Here is a 24,262-nt window from a genome sequence, read left to right as displayed (position 1 = left end):
TTTTCTTAAGTATACTTTGAAATTGAGATTTTTTCATTTTTTGTTACATAATAATATTATGTAAACTGATAAAATAAAAAAATTAACTGCCTTTTTACAGACAGTCATTATTAATCCAGTTGTTCTTTTGGCATATCCATTTTATCAACAGCAATTTTTAAATCATCATTTTTAATATGAGTGTAAATCATTGTGGTTTGGATCGATGAATGACCTAATTGACGTCTTAATTTTGGTACATCATTGATTTCAGCATGGTATCTGGTCGCAAACGAATGCCGCAGCTTATGTACAGATAATGCTGGTTTACCAAATGCGGTGGCATATTTTTCAATTAATTTTTCAACGGATCTTCCCGTTAATCTTCGTGATTTTCCTTTTGGTCCTATAGGTGCAGAAATAAACAACGCCGTATTGGCCTTATCAACCTGGTACTTAGCAGTACGAATCGACAGATATTCTTTCAGGTCAGCCATTGCCACTTGGCTAAAAAAAACAAATTGTTCTTTATTACCTTTTCGAATGACTCGTACACAATACTTACTAAAATCGATATCGTCTAATTCAATTCCAACTAACTCCGAAAGACGAAGACCGGATCCTAAGATTAATGACACAATCGCTGTATCACGCTCCTTATTTAATTGATAAAAGTTAGAGATTTTTTTGTTATCTTTGTTCATTTCGCCATAATCCTTAGCAACAAAGAGGCGAAACTTCTCATATTCATCGCCAAGAAGGATTTTACCTTCCATTTTATTTGCTTTTGTTTCCATGCTGTCTTTTACTTCATTAAATTCAATTTTCGCCATGACATTACGATTAATGTATGGTTTTAAATCTGGTGTTTCAGCAATGTTTTGCATGTAATTAAATAGTGATTTTAATGCAGATAATTTCCGATTTACGGTGAGTTCTTTATTATTTAATTGATAATGGAGATAGTTTAAAAAACTTTCAACCTCTAAAACTGTCATTTGCTCCAGACGTTCCAAAGGAATATCTTTGACGTTGCCAGACACTAATTGCTCGCTTATCATCCAGTTGAAGAAGATTTTATAATCATGACAGTAATTATATAAAGAAGCCGTCGAAAGTTTTCTGAGTTTGTGGTTTATGTATTCATCAACATACCACGGTAATTCGTTAAGTATGGTTTGCAATTTTTTATAATTTGTTAATTTATCCTGATTTACCATAAAATCACCTCACTTCTATATTTTACATAATTGAGTTTATTACGTCAAATTTATATTTTACGTAATAATATAAATATAGTTCAATTGCCTTTTAATGGTCCATCCTTATTTGTTCAGCTACTGTACAGCGACACAAATGTGCCTACCATTATATGTCCTCCGCTCACATTATTGAGTTTGATTATAAACGGGTTTTTGTGAAATGGACACAGAAAAACCCCAATAAGGGACTTTTTATAAATAGTGGTTTGATTAGATAGATAATAAGCATGATGATAATAGAAACAGCACCAGCAAACCATACCAATTGATTAGCTGCTTCCCTTGATTCTTCCAGCTGTTTCCTGCCCAAGTATTGTCCCGCAATTACTGCCCCACCTGTTGCAAGTGCTGCAAACAAACTAATGAGTAAAGCCATAACAAAGTCTACAAGAGAAACTCCAGATACTGCAGATTCACCTACATGGGCTACCATAATAGAATCTGCCAATCCCACCAAATATTCTAAACCCTGCTCTATGATAAGCGGCACAAATAATATGAATAAATCCCTATTGGTAAATAACTTTATGGATGGCAACGCTAAAGACTTCTGTTGCAATTTAATCCCCCCGATTTTACTGCTTCATTTTATTGCAAATCTTCTTAACGCTAGTTGTTTTAAAATTAAATATTGATTCATTAATGAACAACTGTAAATAATTATAAACAGATATAGGATGCTTACAATTGTTAATTCAACGCAATATGTTTACTAATGAACAAATCAATTAAAATTGTTCATTATCTTTAAGAAATTTTCAACCATGTTAGCAAGTAAGGGAGCTCCTTCTTTTCGTAGACAATTCCATGAGTCGTGTTTTGACGAATAAAAATGCTGTTTATAGCAGTGTGTTTAAATGGGAAAAAGCCTAAAATGAGCAAGTATTGTATAAAACTTGCATATTTTAGGCTTATTAATTTCATTCCTTATTGTGTAGTAAAGCCGCCGTTTGATTAATTACAAAGCTTCACAAGCTTAGAATTCAATCTTCATTTTAATTGTATTAATGGTCTTAGATACCAAATAAGCAGCCCCAAAAACAGTAACTATTCTTTTCGATTTTAATCTTCGATCTTAAACCATGGACCTGAAGCTTGAATTATCCCCCAAAGTTTTTCTGGAAGCTCAAGACCGCTCACTTGTGAAGTATTAATTGCTGTCTTAATTTCAGTTTCTTTTCCATTTTGAACCTTTTCTACCCAGTCAGGATTCATGATTAACGTATGACCAACTGCTGCTAGGGATAGACCCTTATCTAATGCTGATGCAATATCATCTGCAGTTATCATAGAACCTGCAGCCATTACAGGAACTCTGCCGTTTACTTGTTCAAGAATTAATTCAAGCCGTGTTTTTCCATCTTCAATGCCTCGTGGTCTTGAAGATACATCATCAAGCGATACATGGATGTAATCCAAATCCTGTTCAACCAGACGGTCAATTAATTCATAGGCATCTTCCATCCCATAACCGCCTTGTTCTTCAGGTGATATTCTGTATCCGAAAATAAACGGCTTTGTTGCATGGTTCTTAATCACTTTCTCGATTTCCTGAATGACTGCCAATGGGAAACGCAAGCGATTTTCTAGAGAGCCACCCCATTCATCCTCACGTCTATTGAAGAAAGGAGAGAAGAAGTTTTGAAGTAAAAATCCGTGTGCACCATGAACTTCAACACCATCAAAACCAGCTTCAATAGCTCGTCTGGTTGTTTCTCCAAACGTATGTATCACTTCCAGTATTTCATCATTTGATAGTTCTCTAGGTAATACAGAAGGAGCAAATGCAGTAGCTTCAGTCTCTACAGCACTGGAACTAACCACATCACTATTTGGAGTTAAAGATGGCAGTGCTTTGTTGCCTGCATGGAAAATTTGAAGTAACGCAGGAGCTCCTCCACTTTTCGCCGCTTCCGCCAATTTCCGTAGACTTGGAATAAATTTATCGTCATAAGCTGCGAATTCGTGTGTAAAACCTATACCGTTGGGTTGCACATGAGTACAGCCAGTAATAACAAGTCCTACTCCATGGACTCTTTTTTTATAATAGTTCACTTCTTGATCTGAAACAGTGTAATCATCATTGCTGGACCAAGTAGTCATTGGTGTCATAACAACTCTATTTTTAATGGTGATTCCATTTTTAAATGTCAATGATTCAAATAAGTTACTATATTTTGTGTTCATTTTCTAACCTCTTTCAGTATGTTAGTTTATATGTTCTAATTAGTTTTGCACTATTTTATTAAGGTGTATCATATGGTGCATGAATAGATTAATCCTTAGAGTTCACTCTAAAGCAAGTGCTTTTAAATGAATATTTTTTCCGAAAAAACATGATTTCGAAAGTTGTCTGTACGGATTAATCAAAAAGGAGGCAAATGTGAAAACCATTTGGCTGCTAATTTGTAGAGAAACAGTCTCCTAATTCATTTTCATAAAAATTAATTTTATTATCCAGATGCTCTAAACTTTGACGAAGCTTCTCAAATTCTTCCACTACTTTTTTTCGATGATTTTTAAGTAAAGCCAACCGTTCTTCCATTGTTTCATCTCCGAGATGACCCCACATGGCAAATTTCCTCATGTCTTTTAGTGACATCCCCGTATTTTTTAGGTGGAGCAAAGATTCAATCCACAATTTATTTTCATCCGAGTAGATCCTGACATTGTTATCGTCTCTGTTTACTTTTATTAATCCTTCCTTTTCATAAAACCTCAATGTATGTTCGCTTAACCCAACGATTTTAGAAAATTCTCCAATAGAATATGTCAATTTAACCGCCTCCATTAAATCTGATATGTCTATATCTTCCTTCATTTTTAATTTGTGACACAAAGTAAGAGTAATACTTAGAGCGTACTCTAAGTCAAGGGATTATTTTTTGTCTCTCTTTGACGCACTAACATTTTTTAGATTAATATGTTCGTCAGGCAATAAAAAAAGAAAACTCGCCAACACTACGAATTTTCCTTTTTTAAAGTTATCCCATTCCTTATTCTAAACTGACCCGTTAATACAATAAGTTCAGCTTGATAACTGTGTATAAATATAACCAACTATACAGTTTTGTATCAGAAACGATAAAAAAGGCTAGGAAATGTGATACCTAGCCTTTCTCTAATACTTTTCACTTATACTAAGAGCAATTACACTAATTCATTTCCTCAGAAGTAGTCAAGAACTTCGTAAGTATCTGTTTGTTTAATATTTTTCTTTTTTATTCTTTTATGAATTCCTTTGTACTTCTCACTGTATCAATTGGGCGAACTAATTTTTCTATTTCTGTACGTTTAGGCTCTAAGAATGGGGGTAAAGATAATTTTCCCCAAGTGTTTCATAAGGTTCGTCTCCCATAAAACCAGGACCATCTGTAGCAAACTCAAATAAAATTTGCGGTGCCAATCTTGCGTATAATGATTCAAAAAAGTGACGATTTACATAACCGGATGTATGAAAACCAAAACTATTCATTCGTTCAATCCATTCTTCTAAAACAGAGCGATCTTCTACACGGAATGCCGCATGGTGAACCGTCCCAAAACCTTGTTGAGATTCAGGAAGAACGGCATTATATTCTACAATGACCGAGGCACCATTTCCGCCTTCCCCCACTTCAAATAAATGGAATGATCCTTCTTTATCTGTCTCTTTAAATAATAGAACTTTTTCCATCATTTCTTTAAAGTAATCAAAGTTCGCAATACGGATAAAAACAGGTCCTAAACCAGTAATTGCATATTCCAGTGGAATTGGACCTTTTTGCCATGGTGTGCCAGATTCCACCCCTATATTGAATTCATCTGAAATCAATTGATATTGCTGATCATCAAAATCAGCGAAAGAGAGGGTTTTCTTGCCAAATTGCTCTTTGATTCCAGTATGTTTGACTTCTAAACGATCAAAACGTTTTACCCAGTAGTCTAAAGATTCATCACTCGGTACACGGAACGATGTCTTTGAAATCTCGTTTGTCCCATGTACGCCTTTAGGAATGCCGGGAAATCAAAGAAGGTCATATTGTCAATAATATTAAAATTGCAACCCATCCAAAAAAATTCAAATATGATTGGCATTTCAAGAGATAAATATTACCCATTAAGGAGCATGTATTCTAAAAGTAAAACAGATGATGAATTTAACAAAATAATTCGACTAGGCTTATTGCTAACCCGCCCTGTTAGCCATCCATGAAGCATTAACCTTAACTGGTTCCCATTTTATTTGGATAACCTTAAGGAAACCTTAAGTTCTTAACGGTAGAAAACAATGAAACAACAACGGACCATTCTAGTAAAACTTTAATTAGTGAAAAAATGTTGTGTCCCCCGTTAACTGAAAAGGGAGCCCCTAGGCTCCCTTTTCGAACATTAATGGATCGAATTCATCGACGCATGTTTGACGACAACGCGTCGGATGAAGAACGCCATAGCCAGACCGATTAGCGTAACGGTCAACGTGAACAAGAACACGTTCTGTGAGCCGAACGTCATCGCGTTAGCCATCTCAGACTGTTTCGTTGGCGTTGGGGAGTTGTGCAAATATTTATCCATACCGCTTGTAAGGATGATAATGGCAATCGCTGTTCCAATTGCTCCTGCGACCTGCTGAAGCGTGTTCATGACTGCCGTACCATGTGGGTAAAGCTCCGGTGGCAGCTCGTTCAGCCCGTTAGTCTGCGCCGGCATCCAGACCATTGAGATACCGACCATTAATCCGATATGCAACGAGACGATAAAAGCAATCGAAGATGCAGCTGATATGTCGGAAAGAAACCATATCGATATCGCGACGACGATGAGACCGGGAATAACTAGCCACTTCGGCCCATATTTATCGAACAAACTCCCCATGCGCGGCGACAGGATGCCGTTCAACGCGCTGCCCGGCAACAGCATAAGTCCAGCGGCAAACGGTGACAGGCTCATACCATTCTGAAGAAACATTGGCAGAATAATCATGCTAGACAAGATAATCATCATCGATGACAGTACCAAAAGCAGCCCCACGTTGTACATCGGGTACTTGAAGACGCGCAAGTCCATCATAGGTTCGCGCATAACTGTCTGCCGTCGCGTGAACAACACGAGTGCGACTAGCCCGATGATGATTGAAGTGACCACGACCGGGCTGGTCCAGCCTTCGGTGCCTTCTCCTGCCTTGCTGAAGCCGAAGACAACGCCACCGAAGCCGATCGTTGATAATACAACTGACAATAGATCAATGCGAGGTTTCGTCACCTCTGTGACGTTTTCCAAATACTTCAACCCTACCAAAAGTCCTATCACCAAAAAAGGCAGTGATAGCCAAAATATATAATGCCATGTTAAGTATTCAATTAGGAGACCAGCTACTGTCGGGCCGGTCGCCGGTGCGAACATAATGACAAGTCCGACAAACCCCATCGCCGCCCCACGTTTCTCAGGTGGATACACGACGAGGATCGTATTGAACATGAGCGGAATCAACAGGCCCATTCCGACCGCCTGTAAAACACGAGCGACCATAAGAATTTCGAAATTGAATGCGAGCGCCGCAATTAAAGTGCCGACAATCAAGCTCGTAAGAGAACCAGTAAACAATTGCCTTGTCGTAAACCATTGTAGCAGTAACCCAGTCATCGGCATCAGAATGCCGAGTGTAAGTAAGAACCCTGTTGTCAACCACTGTGCGGTTGCAGCTGAAATTTGGAATACATCCATTAAATTACTAATCGCTATGTTGAGCGCCGTCTCGCTGAACATGCCAACGAAACCGCAGATAAGCAGCGACGCCATAATGGCTCGCGTATTGTATTGTTTCATTTTCGACTCCACTTCCCCCTACTAAAAATGTACACCTAATTCTTTATAAAGATTATTTTAGATTTTAACATTAACATATCCTTAATAAAACTAATTTATCTCCCTCCGTCTTCGGGTTTGTTTACCCCAACGTAATCGATGCTGACTTTAGAATGTGAGTCTAATATTTTACCATACATTTCTCCTGAAGCTTCAACATAAAATCTTATTGAACTGATAAAAATTATCAATTATGGTATGATTGTATAAGTTAATTATTTAAGGAGTGAAATCATGAGTGTACATAAAGATTTAATTAAACATGCGGCAAATCAACATGAAACCTATCAAAAATTCTTAGCGCTCGATCAACAACGCGAACAATATATCGAAGAAGCGATTGAGTTATGTAAGCAAGGTAAACCTTTTTCAACCGATAAAATCAATGCAGTCACCAATAGTATTAATAAAATAAACCTGCGCTTTATTCCATCGAGGCAAAACGTTACGGGTGAAATGATCCAGGAATTCGTGAAAAAAAACTAATAATAAATAAAGAACGGACAGCATCGTTGAACTGTGACCCATAAAATGGACAGTCTAAAAAAAGACCGAATATTTTAAGCTGCTAATAAGTGACTCCGGTATTGTGCCGGAGTCATTTTATTTAGGCTCCATTGATATCCTTTCTAGTTCGTCTAGCTTTTTTAAGAATTCAAGCTCCGTTTCTAGGAATTTAATTCGTGCTTCAGCTTTCTTTAAGTTATCCTCAACTGAAAGAGGCTTTGAAGAGGGTCTACCAGTGCTTGCTTTTCCACGCCTTTCTGTGAAGAAACCATCCTCCCCAAACTGCTCAAATCTTTTCCTCCAGCGTTTTAAACATTCACTAGGTTTATCAGACCCAATCATTTCTAAGTCAAATCCATGTTCAATAAAAATTTGGGCAGGTCCTTTACCATTTGAATTTTCTTTAATTGCTTCTACCTTAAATTCAGGCTTATATGTTTTTGCCACCTTCTTCTTCAACTAAGAAAGCTGCCCCAATATAAAAGTAGGACATTGTTGTTTTGTATAATTGATTAAATCGATCAAGCGGTCTGGATGGAAGTAACATTCTTTAAAACCTTGTCTATTTTTCTCTTAGGTTATGAATAAACAGGCTGTTTTATTAGGACAGTATCATCCCGTGATACATATAAATACAGTGTAAATATATTTATAAAATTTATGGGGGGGGAATTTTTTATGAGTGAAGACATGAATAATGACATCAATAAATATTTCATAGGAAAAGTAATCAGGGTTGATCGAGGCGGACCAGAATCCAGAATTGGGAAGTTACTAGATGCAAGTGAAGATCATCTCTGCCTTCTGACAAAAGAAGACGGAATCTTATACTACAACACTAAACATATTAAAAGTTTTACAGATAAAATAAAGGGTGAAATGGAATTCAACATTGAAGTTCCTAAAGATTTGAAATTTAATAAGGCGGATAATTTCCAAGACCTGCTTGACTCATTGAAATTAAAATGGGTACAAATTAATCGTGGCGGTCCTGAGAGGTTAGAGGGTGTAATCAGTGATGTAAGTAAAAATTTTGTTTCTTTGATCCATAATGAGGAATGCGTTCGTCTTTCCAAGTTCCACATTAAAAATATTAGTCATGGAGTAAAAGGTGAAAAGGCTGAATCCAAAAAACAAAAGTCAGGTCGAAATAAAAAAAATAAGACCAAAAGTAGCAAAAAGGGACCCTTGCATAAAACAGCTGTTAAAGATGCTGATCTAACAAATCTCTTATCCTCGATGGAAAAGTTTTTACGAAATTATTCAAAAAACAAATGAATTTAAATTAGAAACATTTGGGTATAAGTCTTGCACCTTTTAGTTCAAGAAGGAGCCTCAATATTTTAATTAGAAAAAGCAGGCTAGGTTTCCCTATTCCTGCTTAAATCCCATTAACTCCGATATATGTTCTAATTCAATGTTGTTAAACGATAACCCGCTAATTTTTGACCCTCTAGTGAATACCATTAATTCCATTATATTACTTTAAATTTAAGAATACTTTATTAAATTTTGTACCTTTATGAACATTTACCTTGTTCAGCTAGCCTGCTCACATTAAAAAAACTATATATCAGAGGTATAAAGTTTTTTATTAAATAGTATAAATATAGTATTCCGGGCATAAATCTCTCCAACCTAGTTCGACATATTTACTGTTCCTTCGGAACATTGGGATCGCTTCAACATTAGAATTTGTCAATTCAACCTCATTAAAAATACTAATGTGCAAAAAGTGTAAGAAAATTTAGGAGGATTTTATTTCATTTAGCATTGCGTTTAAATTATATAAATTTTGTAAATGATGAGACTAAAGTTTACGAAAAATCTTAAAAACCACAATAGATTGAAGCCTATTGTGGTTTTTAGTCTACTATCAGGAAAAATGTTTTTAATATAAGAATAATTGATAAAAATGTATTGGAGGTTTTTATGCATGTCTTTAAGTCAAGTTCTACAAAAACGCATTATTTTTCACCAATATAAAAATTGGTACGTGCTGGATGATGAATTTTATTGGGACATCAAAACATTATACAATACTATTTTTAAATACTTAGACTCAAATTTTAATATTCCAGTTATTTTTTGTTCTATTCGTCAAGCGAATAAAATTATTTGTGACTTAGGGGATGAAGAAGATGAATATTTACGATTCGCATCAGGTATTTATTGGAGAGAATTAAAGATTATCTTTATTTTTCGCTTCAGTGAATATATCCCATTAATTGAGACTCTTTTTCATGAATTTCGTCATGTTATGCAAGACTTCAATCCTGATTTTAGACATCATTTTGAATGTGATAAAAAATTACCTTATCTAGAACGAACGACTGAAATTGATGCCTTTCAATTTGCAAAAGAAAAAACAAATGAATATTTAGCATCTGAATCATATAAAAAAGTTGACTTATAATCAGTTCAAAAAAAGGAACCATTCCACTCAGGGAGATGAATCCTTTTCTGGTTATATTTTTTTGTTTCGAGTTGGCAAAACTCAAAAACTTTGTTTTGCTTTGGAACAACTAAACTAATTTCAATCAAAAGAACCCATTGTTTGTAATAATTCATTCGATTGTGGAGTGACGTAAATGGTTCGGCTTGGAAAAGCAACTTCCACTCCCTCTTCCTCTAATATCCCCATGATTTCTAAATTGATTTCATGTTTAATTTTAACGTGTTCTGCCCAAACAGTAGAATTCGTGAAAAAATAGATAAGAATATCGAGACTACTCTCATTATAATGATCGAATGCGACCATAATCGTATCCGGATGGATCTCTTCATGAATTCTCAAAAACTGTTCAATCCGTTTAACGACTATTTGAATTTTTTCCTTGGTGGTTTGATAGTTAAGTCCTAAGTGGAAAGAGATTCGTCTTTTCCCCATACGACTCCAATTGGTAATGGCCTCGTTTGCAAGTGTCGCATTTGGAACTGTAACTAGAGCTTGACTAAAAGTGCGAATTTTAGTACTTCTGAAATTAATATCTTCTACTATACCTTCCACGCTAGGTGTTAAAATCCAATCTCCAATGGAAAAAGGTTTTTCTGTTACAATCACGATTCCACCAATTAGATTTCCAACCGCTTCTTTTGCAGCTAAAGCAAATGCCAGACCCCCTAACCCAAGGCCTGCAACCAACCCATTTACGTCATAATCAAATTCCTGGCCAATAATGCTTATACTGATTGCAATTATGATGACACGGATCGTTCTTGAAATAAACGGTAAAAGAATTAAATCAATCTTATTGTTGATCTTTTGATTAACACTTATTAAGATCCCCGTAGTAGGAGATGACAAATTAAACAATCCCCATGTAATTAAAACAATCACCATGGAACGTAAAAATTTTAAAAATAACGCATTATGTTGTTCTATAAAAGGGAAATAATCCATTGCTAAATACAAACCTACAATGATAAAGAACCATCCTAAAGGACGTTCAAACCCTAAACAAATTTTGGTAAAAAAATCAGTCGGTGTTTTTCTAGACAATTTTAAAATCAACTGAAACACATACTTTGTAAATAAGTTTCTAAAAAGAATAAATAAAACCAAAATACCTATAGAAATTCCTAAATTTTTTAACATGTCATAGTCTATCCCCGCCATTGAAACAGCCATGACAAATGAACCAAAAGACATTCTAATATACCTTCTCTCTTTTTACGATAATTTTTTAGCACCACAATTGATAGAAAACTCGATGTAACGTGGAAAAATAAGACCCACGATCCCCGGCTATTGAAATTATTACATCCTCATATAATAACTTTTCAAACAAGATATTTGAATACAACAAAAGTCTTAGATTATAGAAATAATTCTGCTTCAGAAAATGGTGAGAGTTGAAAAAGGAAGGGTCTAATCATCTGTAAGCAATTATACAAACTACAAAACGGGGACAAAGGTTACTGTACTAAACGGGGTTAATTCAACTTATTAGGGCTGATTCTTCAACTCAAGCACCCATTAGTTCAACAAGGAAATCTATCAAATAAGGTTTATGTTCAATTAATAACACGATTTATATATAATATAATGTAAGAATCACATGATCAGTACTCATCATAATCAGAAAGGTGATATTAGAATGGAAAATTTTTATCTGTTTGTCATTATGTGTATTTTTCTAATTATTTTACCCGGTCCCGATACGGCAATTGCTACAAAAAATACTGTCACCGTTGGGAGAATCGGGGGTCTTAAAACAGCTTTAGGTACTTGTTGTGCCCTTCTTATCCATACTTCTGCTGCTGTATTAGGTCTTTCAGCCATCATTGTGAAATCAGCATTATTATTTTCTGTCTTCAAATACGTTGGCGCTGTTTACTTAATTTATCTGGGTGTTAAGACATTATGGTCTTTGAAGAAAAAGGAAGAAACAGCAAGCGTTGAGATGAACACAAAAAGCCAGTTTGTAAACACATCTTGTTTTAAACAAGGGTTCATTACAAATATCCTAAATCCCAAAGTTGCTGTCTTTTTCTTAACCTTTTTGCCTCAATTCGTGGACTCTGGAAGTAATACCTTTATACCGTTTCTTATAATGGGTATGACTTATACTCTATTGACTGCCGTATGGTTTTTACTTTATGTCTATTTAATTAATCAGATTAGTTCATTTATGAAAAAACCTAAAACACAAGATATTATTGAAGGAATCACAGGTACTATACTGATAGGTTTTGGTATAAAACTAGCTCTTGAAAAGACTCATAATTAGCTCATTTTTATTTATATGTAAGACCCTTGATTTCCCTCAATCAAAGGGTCTTATTTTTTGCCGGAATAAAAAAAGCAGATCAGATTTTCCATGGTACCAATCGGGAAAATGATATAAAATATCTTGTTAAGAACAGATAAAACATACTCAAAACAGAATTGGGGGACACTAAAGATAGGAGATGATAGATGTGAAATTAAAGGTATTAATCTTATCTTTACTTGTTGTATTTTCTTTTGTTGCGCCGCAATTCATAAAAGCTGACAGGATCTCTGAAATTAAAGTCATATCAGATGAAGCCAATCCGTTTATGAACGAACTCATCCTGACGAAAGAATACAAAGAAAAATTTAATAAACAAATATATGGACCTGGTTATTTTCCCTTTAAGATTACGCATGTGAGCGGGAAAATTTCTGGCGAGAAAATTACTTTATATTATAAGAATGTGAAAACGCCCTGTGTAGTGAAAATACAAGCAGAGCCAACGGCAGGCGAACTCATTTTGCCAAAAGGGAACATGTATAAACCAACAAAACTTCAAAAAGGCTACAAAGGTTTTATCGGGGAATTACCGGAGGGATATGAATTAATCTTGCTAATCGATAATATCCAGTACAACGTAAAGTTGGTTGGTAACAGGACCAATTATAAACCATCTAAAAGTGATTTAATTAAGGTCGTAAATTCGATGTTTCCACCCAAATGACGACAGTTAAGAATAAATTAAACAATTACATTTTTGTAGGCGAGATTCATAAACCACCTTCATAAATCTCAATCGACTCTCCAAGTGGTTGTGATTTGTTTTTCCTTGTTGTTGATAAAGGTCCAAAGATTCCCGTTCCTGATAAAAGCTGGATTGACATAGCGCCAATTTAGGCGCTTTTATCTTTTTCATTGGAATTCCATGCTACTGCTCCAAATAAAGCTCCAATGATTAATATAATCCATTTTATTGCTTTTTTCATCTTCTGCCCCCCTTTGTTTCATCCTTTTGCTCAAATCTGATAATATCGAGGTAGTTTTTCTTGTTCAACAACTATTCTGTCCCATTAGCATATTAACAAAAAGACTGCCCTTTTATCACAGCCAGTTCTGAGAAAGACATCCCCTTTTCATATCTGCTTTATTTTTATACGAATTTTTCCAGAAAAAGGTTTCAATATAGTTTGATAATTTGAGCCACATTTAATCAACGACTGACACTCCTATAACATCCTCGAAATTAATCCGCCGAAACTCGCCTCCCAGTAGTTCAATCCGAAGTTGGTACGATATGGGATCAACGTTATGAATGCGGCCGGTTATATCTGATGTAAAGCCGTTAGACCATATCGTTATCTTTATCGACAGGTTGTACTCCATCGCATAGCAGATACGTCGGTCAAACTCTTCCTTCTCGTATTCATCAATCATTGGCTTTATAATTCGCTCCTGGTCGGTCCATAGATCTCGCTGTGCCTTAATTAACTCCGGCATTCCAAACGCAAACTGCCATTTCTTTTTACCGCGGTCTCGTATCGCCATATAACGCACCTCGTAATCATTATATACGTACAAATGTTCTGTGGATACACAAAAATAAATAGGACCAATTTAGGTCCTAAATTTAAAATCATTAGTTGATACTTGTTTATTAATGAATGATCTTAGAATCATTGCACTCTGTACATTAAATAAATTTGATCTGCGATATAATCTGAACTAAAATGAAGCCCCTTCTTTTTCCACCACATGATGATGCCTACCAATGAGGCTGTTTTAATATCAATCGCAACATAATCAGCAGGTAAATCCTCCTTACTATTCTTCCTTCTTGTTCCTACTAATTGGTTTAATAATAAAAACAATTTTTCCTCGAACTGATTCATATTAAATAAAATAAGTAAATAATTACGATGGATATATAAATAATCAAGCAATTGGGTTAGCTGTTGTTTTTCTGATAAATCTTTTGCATGTATTAAAGCAACAATTTTATCAATGACAACTATTAACTTCCTTTTAAAATTAAAAAATATAATTACTTACGCAGACCCAGTGTGTCCTGTTGTTATTTCGACTTCCTCATGAGGTTTGGTTCTCCATAAGATAAACAACGAGAAAATCACAATTGCGAGACACGCCCAATAAACATGACGAAATCCTATAAACTGAGCAATCATACCGCCACCCATATTTCCCACTAGCCTTCCAAGGATGGACCCGTTGTAATAAATCGTTGTGGACATCCCCGGTGAACCAGGTAATAAGTTAGTGAAATAGCTTAGTCCATTGCCCATGACAATCGCTACATACGTTGCCTGTAGAAGCTGTGCTGCAATAAGTTGCCAGGTTTGGGTCGATATACTTAAGAAAGTATAATAGATAAGAGCTACAAAACAGCCGAACATAATTAAGGAATGGTTCGATATGTTTCTGCCCAGGGCACCTAATAAAAGCATAATGGGAATTTCCAAACCAGCAGAAATACTCACGACTAAAGCGACATCCGTATGCGTACCACGGAGTTCATTTACAATAAACAACGGCGTGTTAATTCCATTAATAGCATTGACTGCAAAAAGAAAGATAAAGGAGATAAACGGAAGCATGATTTGCCTGCTTTTAAGTGAAAAGGTGCCTATACTTTTGATCTTCCTGTCATTGCGTTGAACAGATTTTCGTTTTTGCAGAAACAGGAAGACAAGAGATGACATCGTTAGATAGATGGCGGATGTCCCTAGAAAAAGTCCCTTGTATCCAAGTGCCCCCAAAATAAATGTACCGACTAATGGTCCTATTAGGAATCCGAGAGATACAAGGGAACGTAATGTAGACATCGCAAATGTCTTATCATCATTTTGGCTTGCATTTTGCGGATTCCTGTGCGGAGGCGTAGATTTGCGGCATGGCAGGAGCCCCTAATCCATTAAAAAGAGTAATCACAATCAACAGAATAATGAAGTTATGAAAAACTAAATACGAAGCATAACCCAAGGCAGATGAAATCATGGCTATTATAATCAACCATTTTCGATCCAGCCCGCCATCCGATCGTTTAGCAATTAGCGAATTGACCACCACTCCGCTTAATGAACTCACTGCCATGAAAACGCCAAAGGCTCCCACACTCATTCCCAAATCTTCTGTAGCATACAAGGATAAATATGGCTGTGTAATGGAAATTCCGATACCAACCAGCAGCACACAAATGTCGAATAAACTATATCCTTTTATTGCAAACAGTTTTTTTACGCGTGTATACAACTTTTAGTCCTCCTCCTTAGTTCTCACACAATAGTTGTTTTATTTAATTCCGGACATAAAAAATTTTCAATAAAACTTTGACCTCCTTATTATGCAATAAATGAATAAGAAACCCATTTCCCATTCCTACCAAATGATTGCCTAATACTATCACAGCCAGTTCCGCAATCGGAGAATATGCATTAGAATAGAACTAGCAAGAATATAGAAACAAGGAGGATTCTATGACTGATTCAATCTATAAAAACCAGGTTGAGCTCGCCAAAATTATAGAGAAATATTCAGGACAGGATGGTGCTCACGTAACTGCGATTCCGTCTTTATTTTTTCTTCGCCGCTCCAATGTTACCGAATTAAATCACAGAATTTACAAGCCTTCCATATGCATTATCGTTCAAGGTGCGAAGGAGATATTTCTGGCACACGAACGCTTTAGGTACGGTCCTAGTGATTATCTTGTTGCATCGGTTGATCTGCCTGTTTCCGGGCAAGTGACGGAAGCCTCTCCCGACGTTCCGTATTTGGCACTCAATCTTGTATTCACACCAAGTCAAATCTTAGAAGTTATACGTGATTTTAAAATTCAAGGCGAAAAAAAAGGAAATGCTAAGCGTGGTATGTTTGTGAGCCCAATTGAGTCATCGATGTTAGATGCGGTAATCAGGTTAGCTCGTTTGCTAGAAAATCCGAACGATATTCCGGCACTTGCTCCTCTATATACGAAGGAAATTCTCTATAGGGTTTTGCAAGGTCAACATGGAGGGTCGCTGGAACAAATTGCAATAGAAGGAAGCTCTACCTTTCTTATCAGAGACGTTATCGAACAGATCATGAATAACTATGACCGCTCTTTTCGGATTGAGGAACTTGCGGAGATAGCAAATATGAGTGTTTCTTCACTTCATCGGCACTTTAAAGAGATAACCGCGATGAGCCCAATTCAATTCCAAAAACAACTGAGATTACAAAAAGCGCGGCAATTGTTATTGTCCGAGTCAACAGATGCCGCTGATGTCGCATTCCGGGTTGGTTATGAAAGTCCATCGCAATTTAGCCGTGAATATTCCCGCATGTTTGGTTTTCCACCCAAAGAAGATATAAAGCGCTTGAGGGAGAACTATGACGAAACGATAAACGTGTGAATCCCCTGCCTAATAGTGGGGGTTCTTTTGTGTGGAGGAAAGGACAATTTTCAAGTGGGATGCAAACAAAACTGTAGTTGAAAAGGTAATAATCTCCCCCTACTTAAAAAGGGAAAGATGATGAAAATTATTTTTTATATAATGAAGCATAGCAAGTTGACCTAATTTTTCTACTTTGGTTAATGTGTAATTTAGAGTAATATCATCTCCGATATAAAGAGAGATTCCTTTCCCTAAAATTATAGGTGCAATGGCAAGTTGGAATTCATCAATTAAATTTTCTTTGAAAAATTCACGAGCTAAGTTTCCTCCACCAATTAACCATATATCTTTACCAGGCTTTTGTTTTATATTATTAATGAAAGTTTTGACATCTTCATCAATAAATGAAGCATATTCATCTGATCCACTAACAGATTTAGAAAATACATAATATTTATAATCACTATAAGGATAATTCATATCAAATCCACGAATGACATCATAAGTTCCTTTTCCCATAACAACAGTGTCAATTCTTTCTAGGAGTGAATTGTAGCCAGAATCTCCTTCTACTTCTGTTGATTCTAACCATTCTAATGTACCATCATCATTTGCAATATAGCCATCAATTGAAGTACCAATGTATAAAATAATGTTACGCTGTTTTTTCATCAATTAACTGAACCCCCTAGGAACATAAACTTGATATTTCTTCATACTTATAATTTTTTTTGTCAATAACCTTTTTTATCTTAAGTTAGATATAAATTTTGTTTTTTCTTGTTGAACTAAACTGCTACGTTAGTCGAAGAACACAAAATCCGGCTATGTAGCCGGATTTTCAACAACTTAAACCCGTTAATTCAATAACATTTTTATGTAAATTATCATTCATCAAGGGAAAATTTAGTTTTGTATAAACATTTCTCATAACTCTCATCATTTGATCGACTAACTCTGATCTTCCGTAGGCTGTATTCTCATTATCCCTTGTATGCTTTCTGCAATTTCACAAGATCAAATTTCTTCATTTTTAGAAATGCTTCCGTTAGGCGCGCAAGTTGCTCCGGTGTGCCCTTGCTCATCATCTCGTCCATCACACTTGGCACAATCTGCCAGGATAAGCCATTCTTATCTTTCAGCCAGCCGCATTGCTCGGCTTCAGGAACTGCAGAGAGCCTTTCCCAGTAGCAATCAATCTCTTCTTGTGTGTCGCAGTACACCATAAATGAGATTGCCTCGTTAAAACTGAATTTGTGCTCGTGCGCGCTATCCATTGCGGTAAACCACTGATTTTCAAGCATGAATTCAGAGAACATGATTGTTCCTTCTTTGTCAGGTTCCATGCCTTTAGGGTAGCGGGCGATAAGTCCCTGCTTTGCGTTCTTAAAGACTGATAAATAAAAATTAATAGCCTCTTCCGCTTTGCCGCATTTATCGCCGACAAACAAAAGTGACGGCACTAATGCAGGCCGCTCTTCACCTTCTGGATTGGTAAGGATTAACTGCCAAGACAAACCAAACTTATCCTGAATCCAGCCATACTTCTCACTGAACGGATACTTATCAAGTGGCATTAACGCTGTGCCCCCTTCGGACAATTTGTTCCAAACCTCATTTATTTTTTCTCTCGCGTCTTTTTCTCGCGATGGGTCAAAATTAACTATGAAAGACACCGACGGATTGAACTTGAACAACGGTCCTGCGCTGATTGCCATGAACTTCTGCCCCCAAAGCTCAAAAGAGACTATATCGGAGTCGCCTGATGGTGTGTCGTGAATTGTTGTTACATTAGTAATTTTTGAGTCCGGGAATATGGAAGCGTAAAACTCGGCTGCTTCTTTTGCCTCCTTGTCATACCATAAATGCGGAACGATTTTTTGATTTGTTTTTGACATAGTTATTCCTCCTTAATTTTTATTCGACAAGAATGTGACCAAAATTCCAGTATAAAGAAATTAGTTATCATTCCAATTTATTTTACCATTTTGCTCCATTATTGGGTCCACCAACATCTTTGCTATCTAACAATATTATTTGTTCTCCTTCATTTTCGTGTGTTGCAACAACATTTAGTTTTCCACTGATAAAATCTTACAATCTCACTATCATCATAAATAATACCTAAACGACCTTTTTCACCAATCATTGTGTAACCAACAGATTTAATTAAAGTACTTTCTGTCCAATTTTGTGTTTGTTTTTTTCATTCACATCGATTGCGCTTTGTGACAGGCGAACTCCCACTTTCGTATAATGAAAATGGATAGAATACCAATCAAAAATAAGATGGTGAAGCTCGTATGAGAATAAATTTATCAGAGAAACAAATTGCAGATATAAAACGACTAGTTCAAAAAGAACTTTTGATAAAAGGAATAGAACCAACAGATGAATATCTATTTATCCACTGTTTTTCGAAAATACAGAAAGAAACTGTATATTATCATCTGTTTAAAGAAAATAATACGTTGATAATCCGCTGCTATGCACGCGTGTTTGACAACCTAGGTCTGAGCGCGATGATCAGAAGCACAGCAAAAAATGTATTTGAATATCTGGTAAACCAAACCGGATTACAAAACACAATCTATATAGAAAACGGGATAGAATATAAATTAAAAAAAGAAGGACCCTATAGTTAAATATATATAAGGACAATTAAATTCCGATTGATACAGGCAGTTTTTTTAATATTTCTTATTGAACTTACGCACCCGTTAGCTTAAGTACAATATTTCACAATCTTGCATTCTTGGATAAAAACTATTACTAAAAGTTTTATTTTGTGTAAATATTCTAAATATGTAAAAAAGCTTACTCAAAGAGTAAGCTTAACCACTATAAACACTGTCACATGTACCGGGTTTTGGTTCATAAAAACAATGTTCTTTAAATTGACCAGATTTAGGTTGTCCGTACCATGTTGGAGGGCATGGAGCATGTGGATTAAAATACCAAAGAGCAAATTTCGCTGGGTGGTCTCTCCAATAATCCAAATTCTGTTTTGCTAATCTTCTTTCAGATGTTCTTGATCTTTGATAAAATACATTCCCTTTTTGAACTGCTTCAAAGGAATAATTTCCTCCTTGTACTTGAAAAATAACCTGGCGAATTAACCTAATATCTTTAAAGTCTAAACAATTTGCTACAAGACGATTTACAATTACATTTCCAACATATAACATTCCCTGTTGTCCTTCACCTTCAGCTTCTGCTCTCATCATCCTTGCCATTAAGTCGACGTCCGAACTTCGGTAATTTACTCTTGGCATTTTTCCACCCCCAAAATATAGTATGAAAAAAAGCCTACATTCATGTCATTGTTTATATAATAAGAATGCTTAGTTTTTAAAGCTTACAGTTTTTTAGTAAAATGAAAACTATTGCATTCTTTTTATCCCTTAATTCAAGTATACTGCCCCACGGCTTATAACATGTTGGTTATAAAAAAGAATGAATTAAAAATAGAATTGCAAAAGCAACACCAGACCGCAAATGCCACTTCCGGTCAATCCTCTGATATCGAAATAGTCCCGATATAGGAACTGGAAGCAGGACTAGCAAGGAAAGCAATCCACTTATATTATTAAAATCAAATTTGAAGCCGTGCATAAAGACAGCTACCGTATGCACGATAATAAAAGCAATGGCGATAATCGCTGTTGGAGTATGCCATCTTCGGGAAAAGCGCAGCAAAGTGGACAACCATTTTTTCACCTTGCCTTGACCTTTCAATTTACGAAGCCTAATAACACGAAGAAGCGCATAATAAGCAAGTACAAAAAATAAGGCAATTCTTGCATTGGAGCCAAACCCTTTAAATGTATGTTCGAACTGCCTGCTGTGCAGAGTGGTTAATGAAAGCTGTAATAGTCCCTTAAGTTCCCAAAGCATTATCGAAGCAGCGATAATAATCGCCACGATTACCCATATACGTTCCTTTTTAGGAATCCAGCCTTGTTTTTGGACCTTGATTTCTCGTGTATTCATTGATCTGTCCTCCTATAAATAACAGTAATGTATACATTACATCTCTGCATTTTTAAATTAAAAAACAACTTTTAGATCTTAACTTGGTCCTTTTCACCAAAACCTCATCTTCAACTTAAGTAACCGATAGATTATATAAAATACTTCACATCCTTTAAATTAATACTGTAAGAACCTTACATGGGGTTTCATCACTACGTTGTTCAAATAAACTTATTAAATATGACATATAAATGCCTCCATTTTTTCCGAAAACAAACTACTTAAAGTTAAAATAACCTTCAATTTTATTTAAATACAATGTAGCACGATAAATGAATGCATTTTCTATATTAATGAATTCTTAATTATAAATTAATAGAAAAAAAATAGATTAATATGAATAAGACAAAAAGGCTATTCGCTTTTAGGTCACTAGCTTTTTCACATTGAATACTAAATTAAAGTTTTTTAACCTTGATTGGGCTCACAATTAAAACAGTAAGGATTAAGGTAATCCATGCATTGCTATTTGAAAAGAATCAGGGTCGCCAACTCGCATAGCATCTTTAATTATTTATTAGAAACAATTTATACAATGGTGCCGTTCCATATTTCTGTTTTGTACATACTTTGTAATTACGAATGGTAGGAGGCTCTGTACGTGGCAAATGGTGGATACGGAGCTGGTTTTGCTCTAATCGTCGTATTGTTTATCCTTTTAATCATCATTGGAGCAGCTTTGTATTAAAAGACACCAATAATTGATGGAGGTGTGAAAAACAACACACCTGTCCAATCCACTATTTTGTAAATACATAATTCATTTCAAATAAGACTATTAAAATGCAAAAAAAATAAGATAAATTTAAAGGGGCAAAGTACATGATCAACGTTTTATTTGTATGCTTGGGGAATATTTGCCGTTCACCGATGGCTGAAGCTTTGTTTCGCGCCTCAGTCAAAAAAGAAAATTTGCCTAACAAAATCGCTGTTGATTCCGCTGCAACCAGTTCATGGCAAATCGGCTTCCCTCCGCACGAAGGAACTCTCGATATTCTAAAGAAATACAATATCTCTTCTGATGGGCTTGTTGGACGCCACCTAAAGAAAGAAGACTTTTGGAAGTTCGACTATATTATCGGTATGGACGAAAGCAACATAAAAAATATTTACAGAATAACCGGCAAGCCTAATCATCCAAAGATCATTAGGATGCTTGACCTGACCAAATACAAGAAGAATGTCCCCGACCCATTTTTCACAGGTGATTTTGATGAAACCTATCGTCTTATTTCAGTCGGCTGCCGGGCATTACTCAAGAAAATACGCAGCGAACAAAACTTATAACAACAAGGCATCCAACTTAATCCGACGATCAAAACAGTTTCTGTGACAAATTTATAACAATATCCAAACAAAAAATACCTTTGATCTATAAAATCAAAGGTCAAAGTTGAACTTAGTGGTCTATGCTAAGTCCATATTAGGAGGTCTAAATTCAGAAGAATCTAAACTATTATTATATTAACATAAAATGAATATTTATTCAATATTTTTAATAATTATACCTTGTCTATACCTTTTTGAATTCAATCCCCCATTACTTTAAGTACATTCCTTCACAATTATCACTACAAATTAAAAAGAGTGACAATGCCGTTACCTCAAAAGGAAATTTTATTAAATCTAAACTTTTTACTTATTTGTATCATTATTAATTAAGGAATCAATGTATTCTTTAGATTCCTTTAAACCAATCCAGTAACCATTCTATATCTTTTAATTGCTTTAATTCTTTTAACTTTTACAATAAGACTTTTTAATTCTTCATTTATCTCTTCTGTTACTGCATCGAATACTCCAATATGTTTAGCTATTTTATCAAGAGTTAAGTTTAATCGTGCACACAATCTGCCTCGCTAATCAACCCAAAAAAGGCGATGCCTTGTAAAGGGCATCGCACCCTTCATCAATAAAAAAAGACATCCCTAATGATAGGAATGCCTCCATTTGTATTAAAAAAAGATTATTTATTCATATGCCATCACGATTTCATTAGATGTACGCATATTAACATTAAAAATGAAATACCTATCATACTCGACACCCATAACCAAGCCAATTCCATATTGCCTGAATCAATGGCTACATATATAGCTGTTGGAATGGTTTGGGTTTTTCCTGGGATGTTTCCTGCGAACATTAAAGTGGCTCCAAATTCACCTAATGCTCTCGCAAAACTCAATATTGCACCTGAAATGATGGCTTTAAGTGCAAGCGGAATCGAAATAAACATAAATAATTTGAACTCATTTGCCCCGTCCACACGAGCTGCATTCTCAATTTCCTCATCAATGGCTTCAAACCCTGTCTTAACAGATTGATACATAAGAGGGAAAGCTACAACAGAAGAGGCAATAACAGCAGCCCACCACGTAAACATAACAGTTTGTTTAAACAATTCTTCTAACATTTGTCCTATGGGACTATTCCTTCCAAATAAAACAATTAACAAGAAACCTATGACAGAAGGTGGCAATACCAATGGTAAAAGGAAAACAGTTTCAACTACGGTCTTCCCTTTAAATTTCGTATTAGCCATCACCTTCCCAAAAAATAATCCTAAAATTAATACCCATACTCCAGAGACAGTTGCTATCTCGATGGATAGTCTGACTGGTGACCAAAAGTCAATTGTCATTGTATATTAATTTATTCCTTTAAACCCATTCTTCTCTAAAGTTTTCATCGATGTTTCATTTTGAAGATAATCGTAGAATAGTTGGGCTTCTTTAGGATGGCTGCTGTTCTTAATCACACCTAGAGGATAAATAATAGGAGCGTGAGTATTTTCCTCTGCGGTTGCTACAATTTTCACCTTTTGAGAAATCAAAGCATCTGTTTTATAAACAATTCCTGCTTCCACATTGTTCGTTTCTACATATGTAAGCACCTGTCGAACATCTTTGGCATATACCACTTTCCCTTCAATCGCTTTCCAAACATTTAATTTTTCTAATGTTTCCTTCGCATATTGTCCTGCTGGTACAGCCTCTGGGGTACCAATGGAAATTTTATCTGTTTTGGTAAGGTCCTCGAATGATTTAATCTTCTTTTTTGAATCGTTTGGTATCACTAATACTAGTTCATTTCCAACTAAATCAATTCGTTTTGACTTGACGATTAGTCCGTCTTGCACTAGTTTATCGAATTTGTCCTCAGCGGCAGAGAAGAAAAGATCGACAGGTGCTCCCTGAGAAATTTGTTGTTGAAGTGCCCCTGAAGATCCAAAGTTATAGTTTACTTTAACATTAGAATGTTCCTTCTCAAAGGTTGCTTTAATCTCATTTAAGGCATCTTGTAAACTAGCAGCAGCTGAAATCGTCAACTCCACCTTCTTTTCAGAAGCTTTTTGATTCTGCTCTTCTGGCTTTTTCGTTTGTTCATTGGCTGAACACCCAGACACGACCAGTAATAATAGCATCATCGAGTAAATTATAAGATTTCGTTTTTTCATAATCCCTCTCCCTTTCTAACTAATTATAATTAGTTATATCTTATTATAATTAGTTAGAATTAAAATGAA

Annotated in this window: 25 protein-coding genes and 2 pseudogenes; 9 read left to right on the top strand and 18 right to left on the bottom strand. The window is 35.5% G+C overall.

Features of this window, described 5'->3' with window-relative positions; genetic code table 11:
- Positions 1–110: 110 nt before the first annotated feature.
- From xerS to CCK98_RS17185, 6 genes and pseudogenes are all read right to left on the bottom strand, one after another.
- Complete coding sequence (gene xerS, locus CCK98_RS17210) at positions 111–1,199, bottom strand: tyrosine recombinase XerS (RefSeq protein ID WP_088087678.1); 1,089 nt, start codon at positions 1,197–1,199, stop codon at positions 111–113.
- Between the two features lie 181 nt (positions 1,200–1,380).
- Positions 1,381–1,800, bottom strand: a complete 420-nt coding sequence (locus tag CCK98_RS17205; protein ID WP_256942392.1) for an MATE family efflux transporter — start codon at positions 1,798–1,800, stop codon at positions 1,381–1,383.
- Positions 1,801–2,303: 503 nt separating this feature from the next.
- Positions 2,304–3,428 (bottom strand): NADH-dependent flavin oxidoreductase, encoded by a 1,125-nt coding sequence (locus tag CCK98_RS17200; protein WP_088087677.1) that lies wholly within the window; start codon positions 3,426–3,428, stop codon positions 2,304–2,306.
- A 214-nt stretch (positions 3,429–3,642) separates the two neighbouring features.
- Entirely contained in the window at positions 3,643–4,017 is a 375-nt protein-coding gene (locus tag CCK98_RS17195; RefSeq protein ID WP_088087676.1) for a MerR family transcriptional regulator, read from the bottom strand.
- Between the two features lie 445 nt (positions 4,018–4,462).
- A pseudogene (locus CCK98_RS17190) lies at positions 4,463–5,247 on the bottom strand (ring-cleaving dioxygenase); the annotation flags it as partial.
- 365 nt (positions 5,248–5,612) lie between these two features.
- Positions 5,613–7,046, bottom strand: coding sequence for an MDR family MFS transporter (locus CCK98_RS17185; RefSeq protein ID WP_088087675.1), 1,434 nt, complete (start codon positions 7,044–7,046; stop codon positions 5,613–5,615).
- 273 nt (positions 7,047–7,319) lie between these two features.
- Here CCK98_RS17185 and CCK98_RS17180 point away from each other — a divergent pair, with 273 nt between their 5' ends.
- Entirely contained in the window at positions 7,320–7,571 is a 252-nt protein-coding gene (locus tag CCK98_RS17180) for a DUF2533 family protein (RefSeq protein ID WP_088087674.1), read from the top strand.
- 117 nt (positions 7,572–7,688) lie between these two features.
- Here CCK98_RS17180 and CCK98_RS17175 read toward each other — a convergent pair whose 3' ends face one another.
- Positions 7,689–8,051, bottom strand: coding sequence for a hypothetical protein (locus tag CCK98_RS17175; RefSeq protein ID WP_142292172.1), 363 nt, complete (start codon positions 8,049–8,051; stop codon positions 7,689–7,691).
- A 219-nt stretch (positions 8,052–8,270) separates the two neighbouring features.
- Between CCK98_RS17175 and CCK98_RS17170 the strand changes: the two genes are divergently transcribed.
- Both CCK98_RS17170 and CCK98_RS17165 read left to right on the top strand, forming a co-directional pair.
- The gene (locus CCK98_RS17170) at positions 8,271–8,870 is read left to right on the top strand and encodes a hypothetical protein (protein ID WP_088087673.1); all 600 of its coding nucleotides are present in this window, start codon (positions 8,271–8,273) and stop codon (positions 8,868–8,870) included.
- 658 nt (positions 8,871–9,528) lie between these two features.
- Positions 9,529–10,008, top strand: coding sequence for a DUF3920 family protein (locus CCK98_RS17165; protein ID WP_088087672.1), 480 nt, complete (start codon positions 9,529–9,531; stop codon positions 10,006–10,008).
- 120 nt (positions 10,009–10,128) lie between these two features.
- Here the strand turns inward: CCK98_RS17165 and CCK98_RS17160 are convergent, their stop codons facing one another.
- Positions 10,129–11,244, bottom strand: coding sequence for a mechanosensitive ion channel family protein (locus CCK98_RS17160; protein ID WP_256942391.1), 1,116 nt, complete (start codon positions 11,242–11,244; stop codon positions 10,129–10,131).
- 448 nt (positions 11,245–11,692) lie between these two features.
- On the opposite strand from CCK98_RS17160, the gene CCK98_RS17155 reads away from it, so the two are divergent.
- Positions 11,693–12,325, top strand: a complete 633-nt coding sequence (locus CCK98_RS17155) for a LysE family translocator (protein ID WP_088087671.1) — start codon at positions 11,693–11,695, stop codon at positions 12,323–12,325.
- 190 nt (positions 12,326–12,515) lie between these two features.
- A complete protein-coding gene (locus tag CCK98_RS17150) occupies positions 12,516–13,034 on the top strand; it encodes a hypothetical protein (protein ID WP_088087670.1) in 519 nt (172 codons plus the stop codon).
- Between the two features lie 482 nt (positions 13,035–13,516).
- Here CCK98_RS17150 and CCK98_RS17145 read toward each other — a convergent pair whose 3' ends face one another.
- From CCK98_RS17145 to CCK98_RS36415, 4 genes and pseudogenes are all read right to left on the bottom strand, one after another.
- The gene (locus CCK98_RS17145) at positions 13,517–13,855 is read right to left on the bottom strand and encodes a YolD-like family protein (protein ID WP_088087669.1); all 339 of its coding nucleotides are present in this window, start codon (positions 13,853–13,855) and stop codon (positions 13,517–13,519) included.
- A gap of 128 nt (positions 13,856–13,983) precedes the next feature.
- Positions 13,984–14,310, bottom strand: a pseudogene (locus CCK98_RS17140) (TetR-like C-terminal domain-containing protein); the annotation flags it as partial.
- 45 nt (positions 14,311–14,355) lie between these two features.
- A complete protein-coding gene (locus tag CCK98_RS17135) occupies positions 14,356–15,150 on the bottom strand; it encodes an MFS transporter (RefSeq protein ID WP_256942390.1) in 795 nt (264 codons plus the stop codon).
- A 16-nt stretch (positions 15,151–15,166) separates the two neighbouring features.
- On the bottom strand, positions 15,167–15,577 hold the full coding sequence (locus tag CCK98_RS36415) for an MFS transporter (RefSeq protein WP_256942389.1): 411 nt from the start codon (positions 15,575–15,577) through the stop codon (positions 15,167–15,169).
- A gap of 224 nt (positions 15,578–15,801) precedes the next feature.
- Between CCK98_RS36415 and CCK98_RS17130 the strand changes: the two genes are divergently transcribed.
- Positions 15,802–16,719 carry an AraC family transcriptional regulator gene (locus CCK98_RS17130; RefSeq protein WP_088087668.1) on the top strand — a complete coding sequence of 306 codons (918 nt, stop codon included), beginning with the start codon at positions 15,802–15,804 and terminating at the stop codon, positions 16,717–16,719.
- A 99-nt stretch (positions 16,720–16,818) separates the two neighbouring features.
- On the opposite strand, the gene CCK98_RS17125 is transcribed toward CCK98_RS17130, so the two are convergent.
- Together CCK98_RS17125 and CCK98_RS17120 are read right to left on the bottom strand one after the other, a co-directional pair.
- On the bottom strand, positions 16,819–17,373 hold the full coding sequence (locus tag CCK98_RS17125; RefSeq protein WP_088090443.1) for a dihydrofolate reductase family protein: 555 nt from the start codon (positions 17,371–17,373) through the stop codon (positions 16,819–16,821).
- 311 nt (positions 17,374–17,684) lie between these two features.
- On the bottom strand, positions 17,685–18,599 hold the full coding sequence (locus CCK98_RS17120) for a VOC family protein (protein WP_088087667.1): 915 nt from the start codon (positions 18,597–18,599) through the stop codon (positions 17,685–17,687).
- A 405-nt stretch (positions 18,600–19,004) separates the two neighbouring features.
- On the opposite strand from CCK98_RS17120, the gene CCK98_RS17115 reads away from it, so the two are divergent.
- A complete protein-coding gene (locus CCK98_RS17115) occupies positions 19,005–19,346 on the top strand; it encodes a hypothetical protein (protein WP_088087666.1) in 342 nt (113 codons plus the stop codon).
- Positions 19,347–19,535: 189 nt separating this feature from the next.
- Here CCK98_RS17115 and CCK98_RS17110 read toward each other — a convergent pair whose 3' ends face one another.
- Positions 19,536–19,976 carry a cell wall hydrolase gene (locus CCK98_RS17110; RefSeq protein ID WP_088085474.1) on the bottom strand — a complete coding sequence of 147 codons (441 nt, stop codon included), beginning with the start codon at positions 19,974–19,976 and terminating at the stop codon, positions 19,536–19,538.
- 169 nt (positions 19,977–20,145) lie between these two features.
- Entirely contained in the window at positions 20,146–20,694 is a 549-nt protein-coding gene (locus CCK98_RS17105) for a hypothetical protein (protein WP_088087665.1), read from the bottom strand.
- Between the two features lie 643 nt (positions 20,695–21,337).
- Between CCK98_RS17105 and CCK98_RS17100 the strand changes: the two genes are divergently transcribed.
- Both CCK98_RS17100 and CCK98_RS17095 read left to right on the top strand, forming a co-directional pair.
- Positions 21,338–21,424 carry a YjcZ family sporulation protein gene (locus CCK98_RS17100; RefSeq protein ID WP_179196021.1) on the top strand — a complete coding sequence of 29 codons (87 nt, stop codon included), beginning with the start codon at positions 21,338–21,340 and terminating at the stop codon, positions 21,422–21,424.
- A 134-nt stretch (positions 21,425–21,558) separates the two neighbouring features.
- A complete protein-coding gene (locus CCK98_RS17095; RefSeq protein ID WP_088087663.1) occupies positions 21,559–22,023 on the top strand; it encodes a low molecular weight protein-tyrosine-phosphatase in 465 nt (154 codons plus the stop codon).
- A 697-nt stretch (positions 22,024–22,720) separates the two neighbouring features.
- Here CCK98_RS17095 and modB read toward each other — a convergent pair.
- Entirely contained in the window at positions 22,721–23,377 is a 657-nt protein-coding gene (gene modB, locus CCK98_RS17090; protein WP_088087662.1) for a molybdate ABC transporter permease subunit, read from the bottom strand.
- 6 nt (positions 23,378–23,383) lie between these two features.
- Positions 23,384–24,193 (bottom strand): molybdate ABC transporter substrate-binding protein, encoded by an 810-nt coding sequence (gene modA, locus CCK98_RS17085; protein ID WP_088087661.1) that lies wholly within the window; start codon positions 24,191–24,193, stop codon positions 23,384–23,386.
- Positions 24,194–24,262: the final 69 nt, after the last annotated feature.

Source organism: Bacillus sp. OV166, assembly GCF_900177675.1.
Classification (GTDB): domain Bacteria; phylum Bacillota; class Bacilli; order Bacillales; family Cytobacillaceae; genus Neobacillus.
Note: the sequence above shows the minus strand (reverse complement) of the source record. Positions and strands in the feature narration are given on the sequence as shown.

Coding starts and splice junctions, on each gene's coding strand:
- xerS (WP_088087678.1), bottom strand. CDS start 1,199: ATGGTAAATCAGGATAAATTAACAAATTATAAAAAATTGCAAACCATA.
- CCK98_RS17200 (WP_088087677.1), bottom strand. CDS start 3,428: ATGAACACAAAATATAGTAACTTATTTGAATCATTGACATTTAAAAAT.
- CCK98_RS17185 (WP_088087675.1), bottom strand. CDS start 7,046: ATGAAACAATACAATACGCGAGCCATTATGGCGTCGCTGCTTATCTGC.
- CCK98_RS17180 (WP_088087674.1), top strand. CDS start 7,320: ATGAGTGTACATAAAGATTTAATTAAACATGCGGCAAATCAACATGAA.
- CCK98_RS17170 (WP_088087673.1), top strand. CDS start 8,271: ATGAGTGAAGACATGAATAATGACATCAATAAATATTTCATAGGAAAA.
- CCK98_RS17165 (WP_088087672.1), top strand. CDS start 9,529: ATGTCTTTAAGTCAAGTTCTACAAAAACGCATTATTTTTCACCAATAT.
- CCK98_RS17160 (WP_256942391.1), bottom strand. CDS start 11,244: ATGTCTTTTGGTTCATTTGTCATGGCTGTTTCAATGGCGGGGATAGAC.
- CCK98_RS17155 (WP_088087671.1), top strand. CDS start 11,693: ATGGAAAATTTTTATCTGTTTGTCATTATGTGTATTTTTCTAATTATT.
- CCK98_RS17145 (WP_088087669.1), bottom strand. CDS start 13,855: ATGGCGATACGAGACCGCGGTAAAAAGAAATGGCAGTTTGCGTTTGGA.
- CCK98_RS17135 (WP_256942390.1), bottom strand. CDS start 15,150: ATGTCTACATTACGTTCCCTTGTATCTCTCGGATTCCTAATAGGACCA.
- CCK98_RS17130 (WP_088087668.1), top strand. CDS start 15,802: ATGACTGATTCAATCTATAAAAACCAGGTTGAGCTCGCCAAAATTATA.
- CCK98_RS17125 (WP_088090443.1), bottom strand. CDS start 17,373: ATGAAAAAACAGCGTAACATTATTTTATACATTGGTACTTCAATTGAT.
- CCK98_RS17120 (WP_088087667.1), bottom strand. CDS start 18,599: ATGTCAAAAACAAATCAAAAAATCGTTCCGCATTTATGGTATGACAAG.
- CCK98_RS17115 (WP_088087666.1), top strand. CDS start 19,005: ATGAGAATAAATTTATCAGAGAAACAAATTGCAGATATAAAACGACTA.
- CCK98_RS17110 (WP_088085474.1), bottom strand. CDS start 19,976: ATGCCAAGAGTAAATTACCGAAGTTCGGACGTCGACTTAATGGCAAGG.
- CCK98_RS17105 (WP_088087665.1), bottom strand. CDS start 20,694: ATGAATACACGAGAAATCAAGGTCCAAAAACAAGGCTGGATTCCTAAA.
- CCK98_RS17095 (WP_088087663.1), top strand. CDS start 21,559: ATGATCAACGTTTTATTTGTATGCTTGGGGAATATTTGCCGTTCACCG.
- modB (WP_088087662.1), bottom strand. CDS start 23,377: ATGACAATTGACTTTTGGTCACCAGTCAGACTATCCATCGAGATAGCA.
- modA (WP_088087661.1), bottom strand. CDS start 24,193: ATGAAAAAACGAAATCTTATAATTTACTCGATGATGCTATTATTACTG.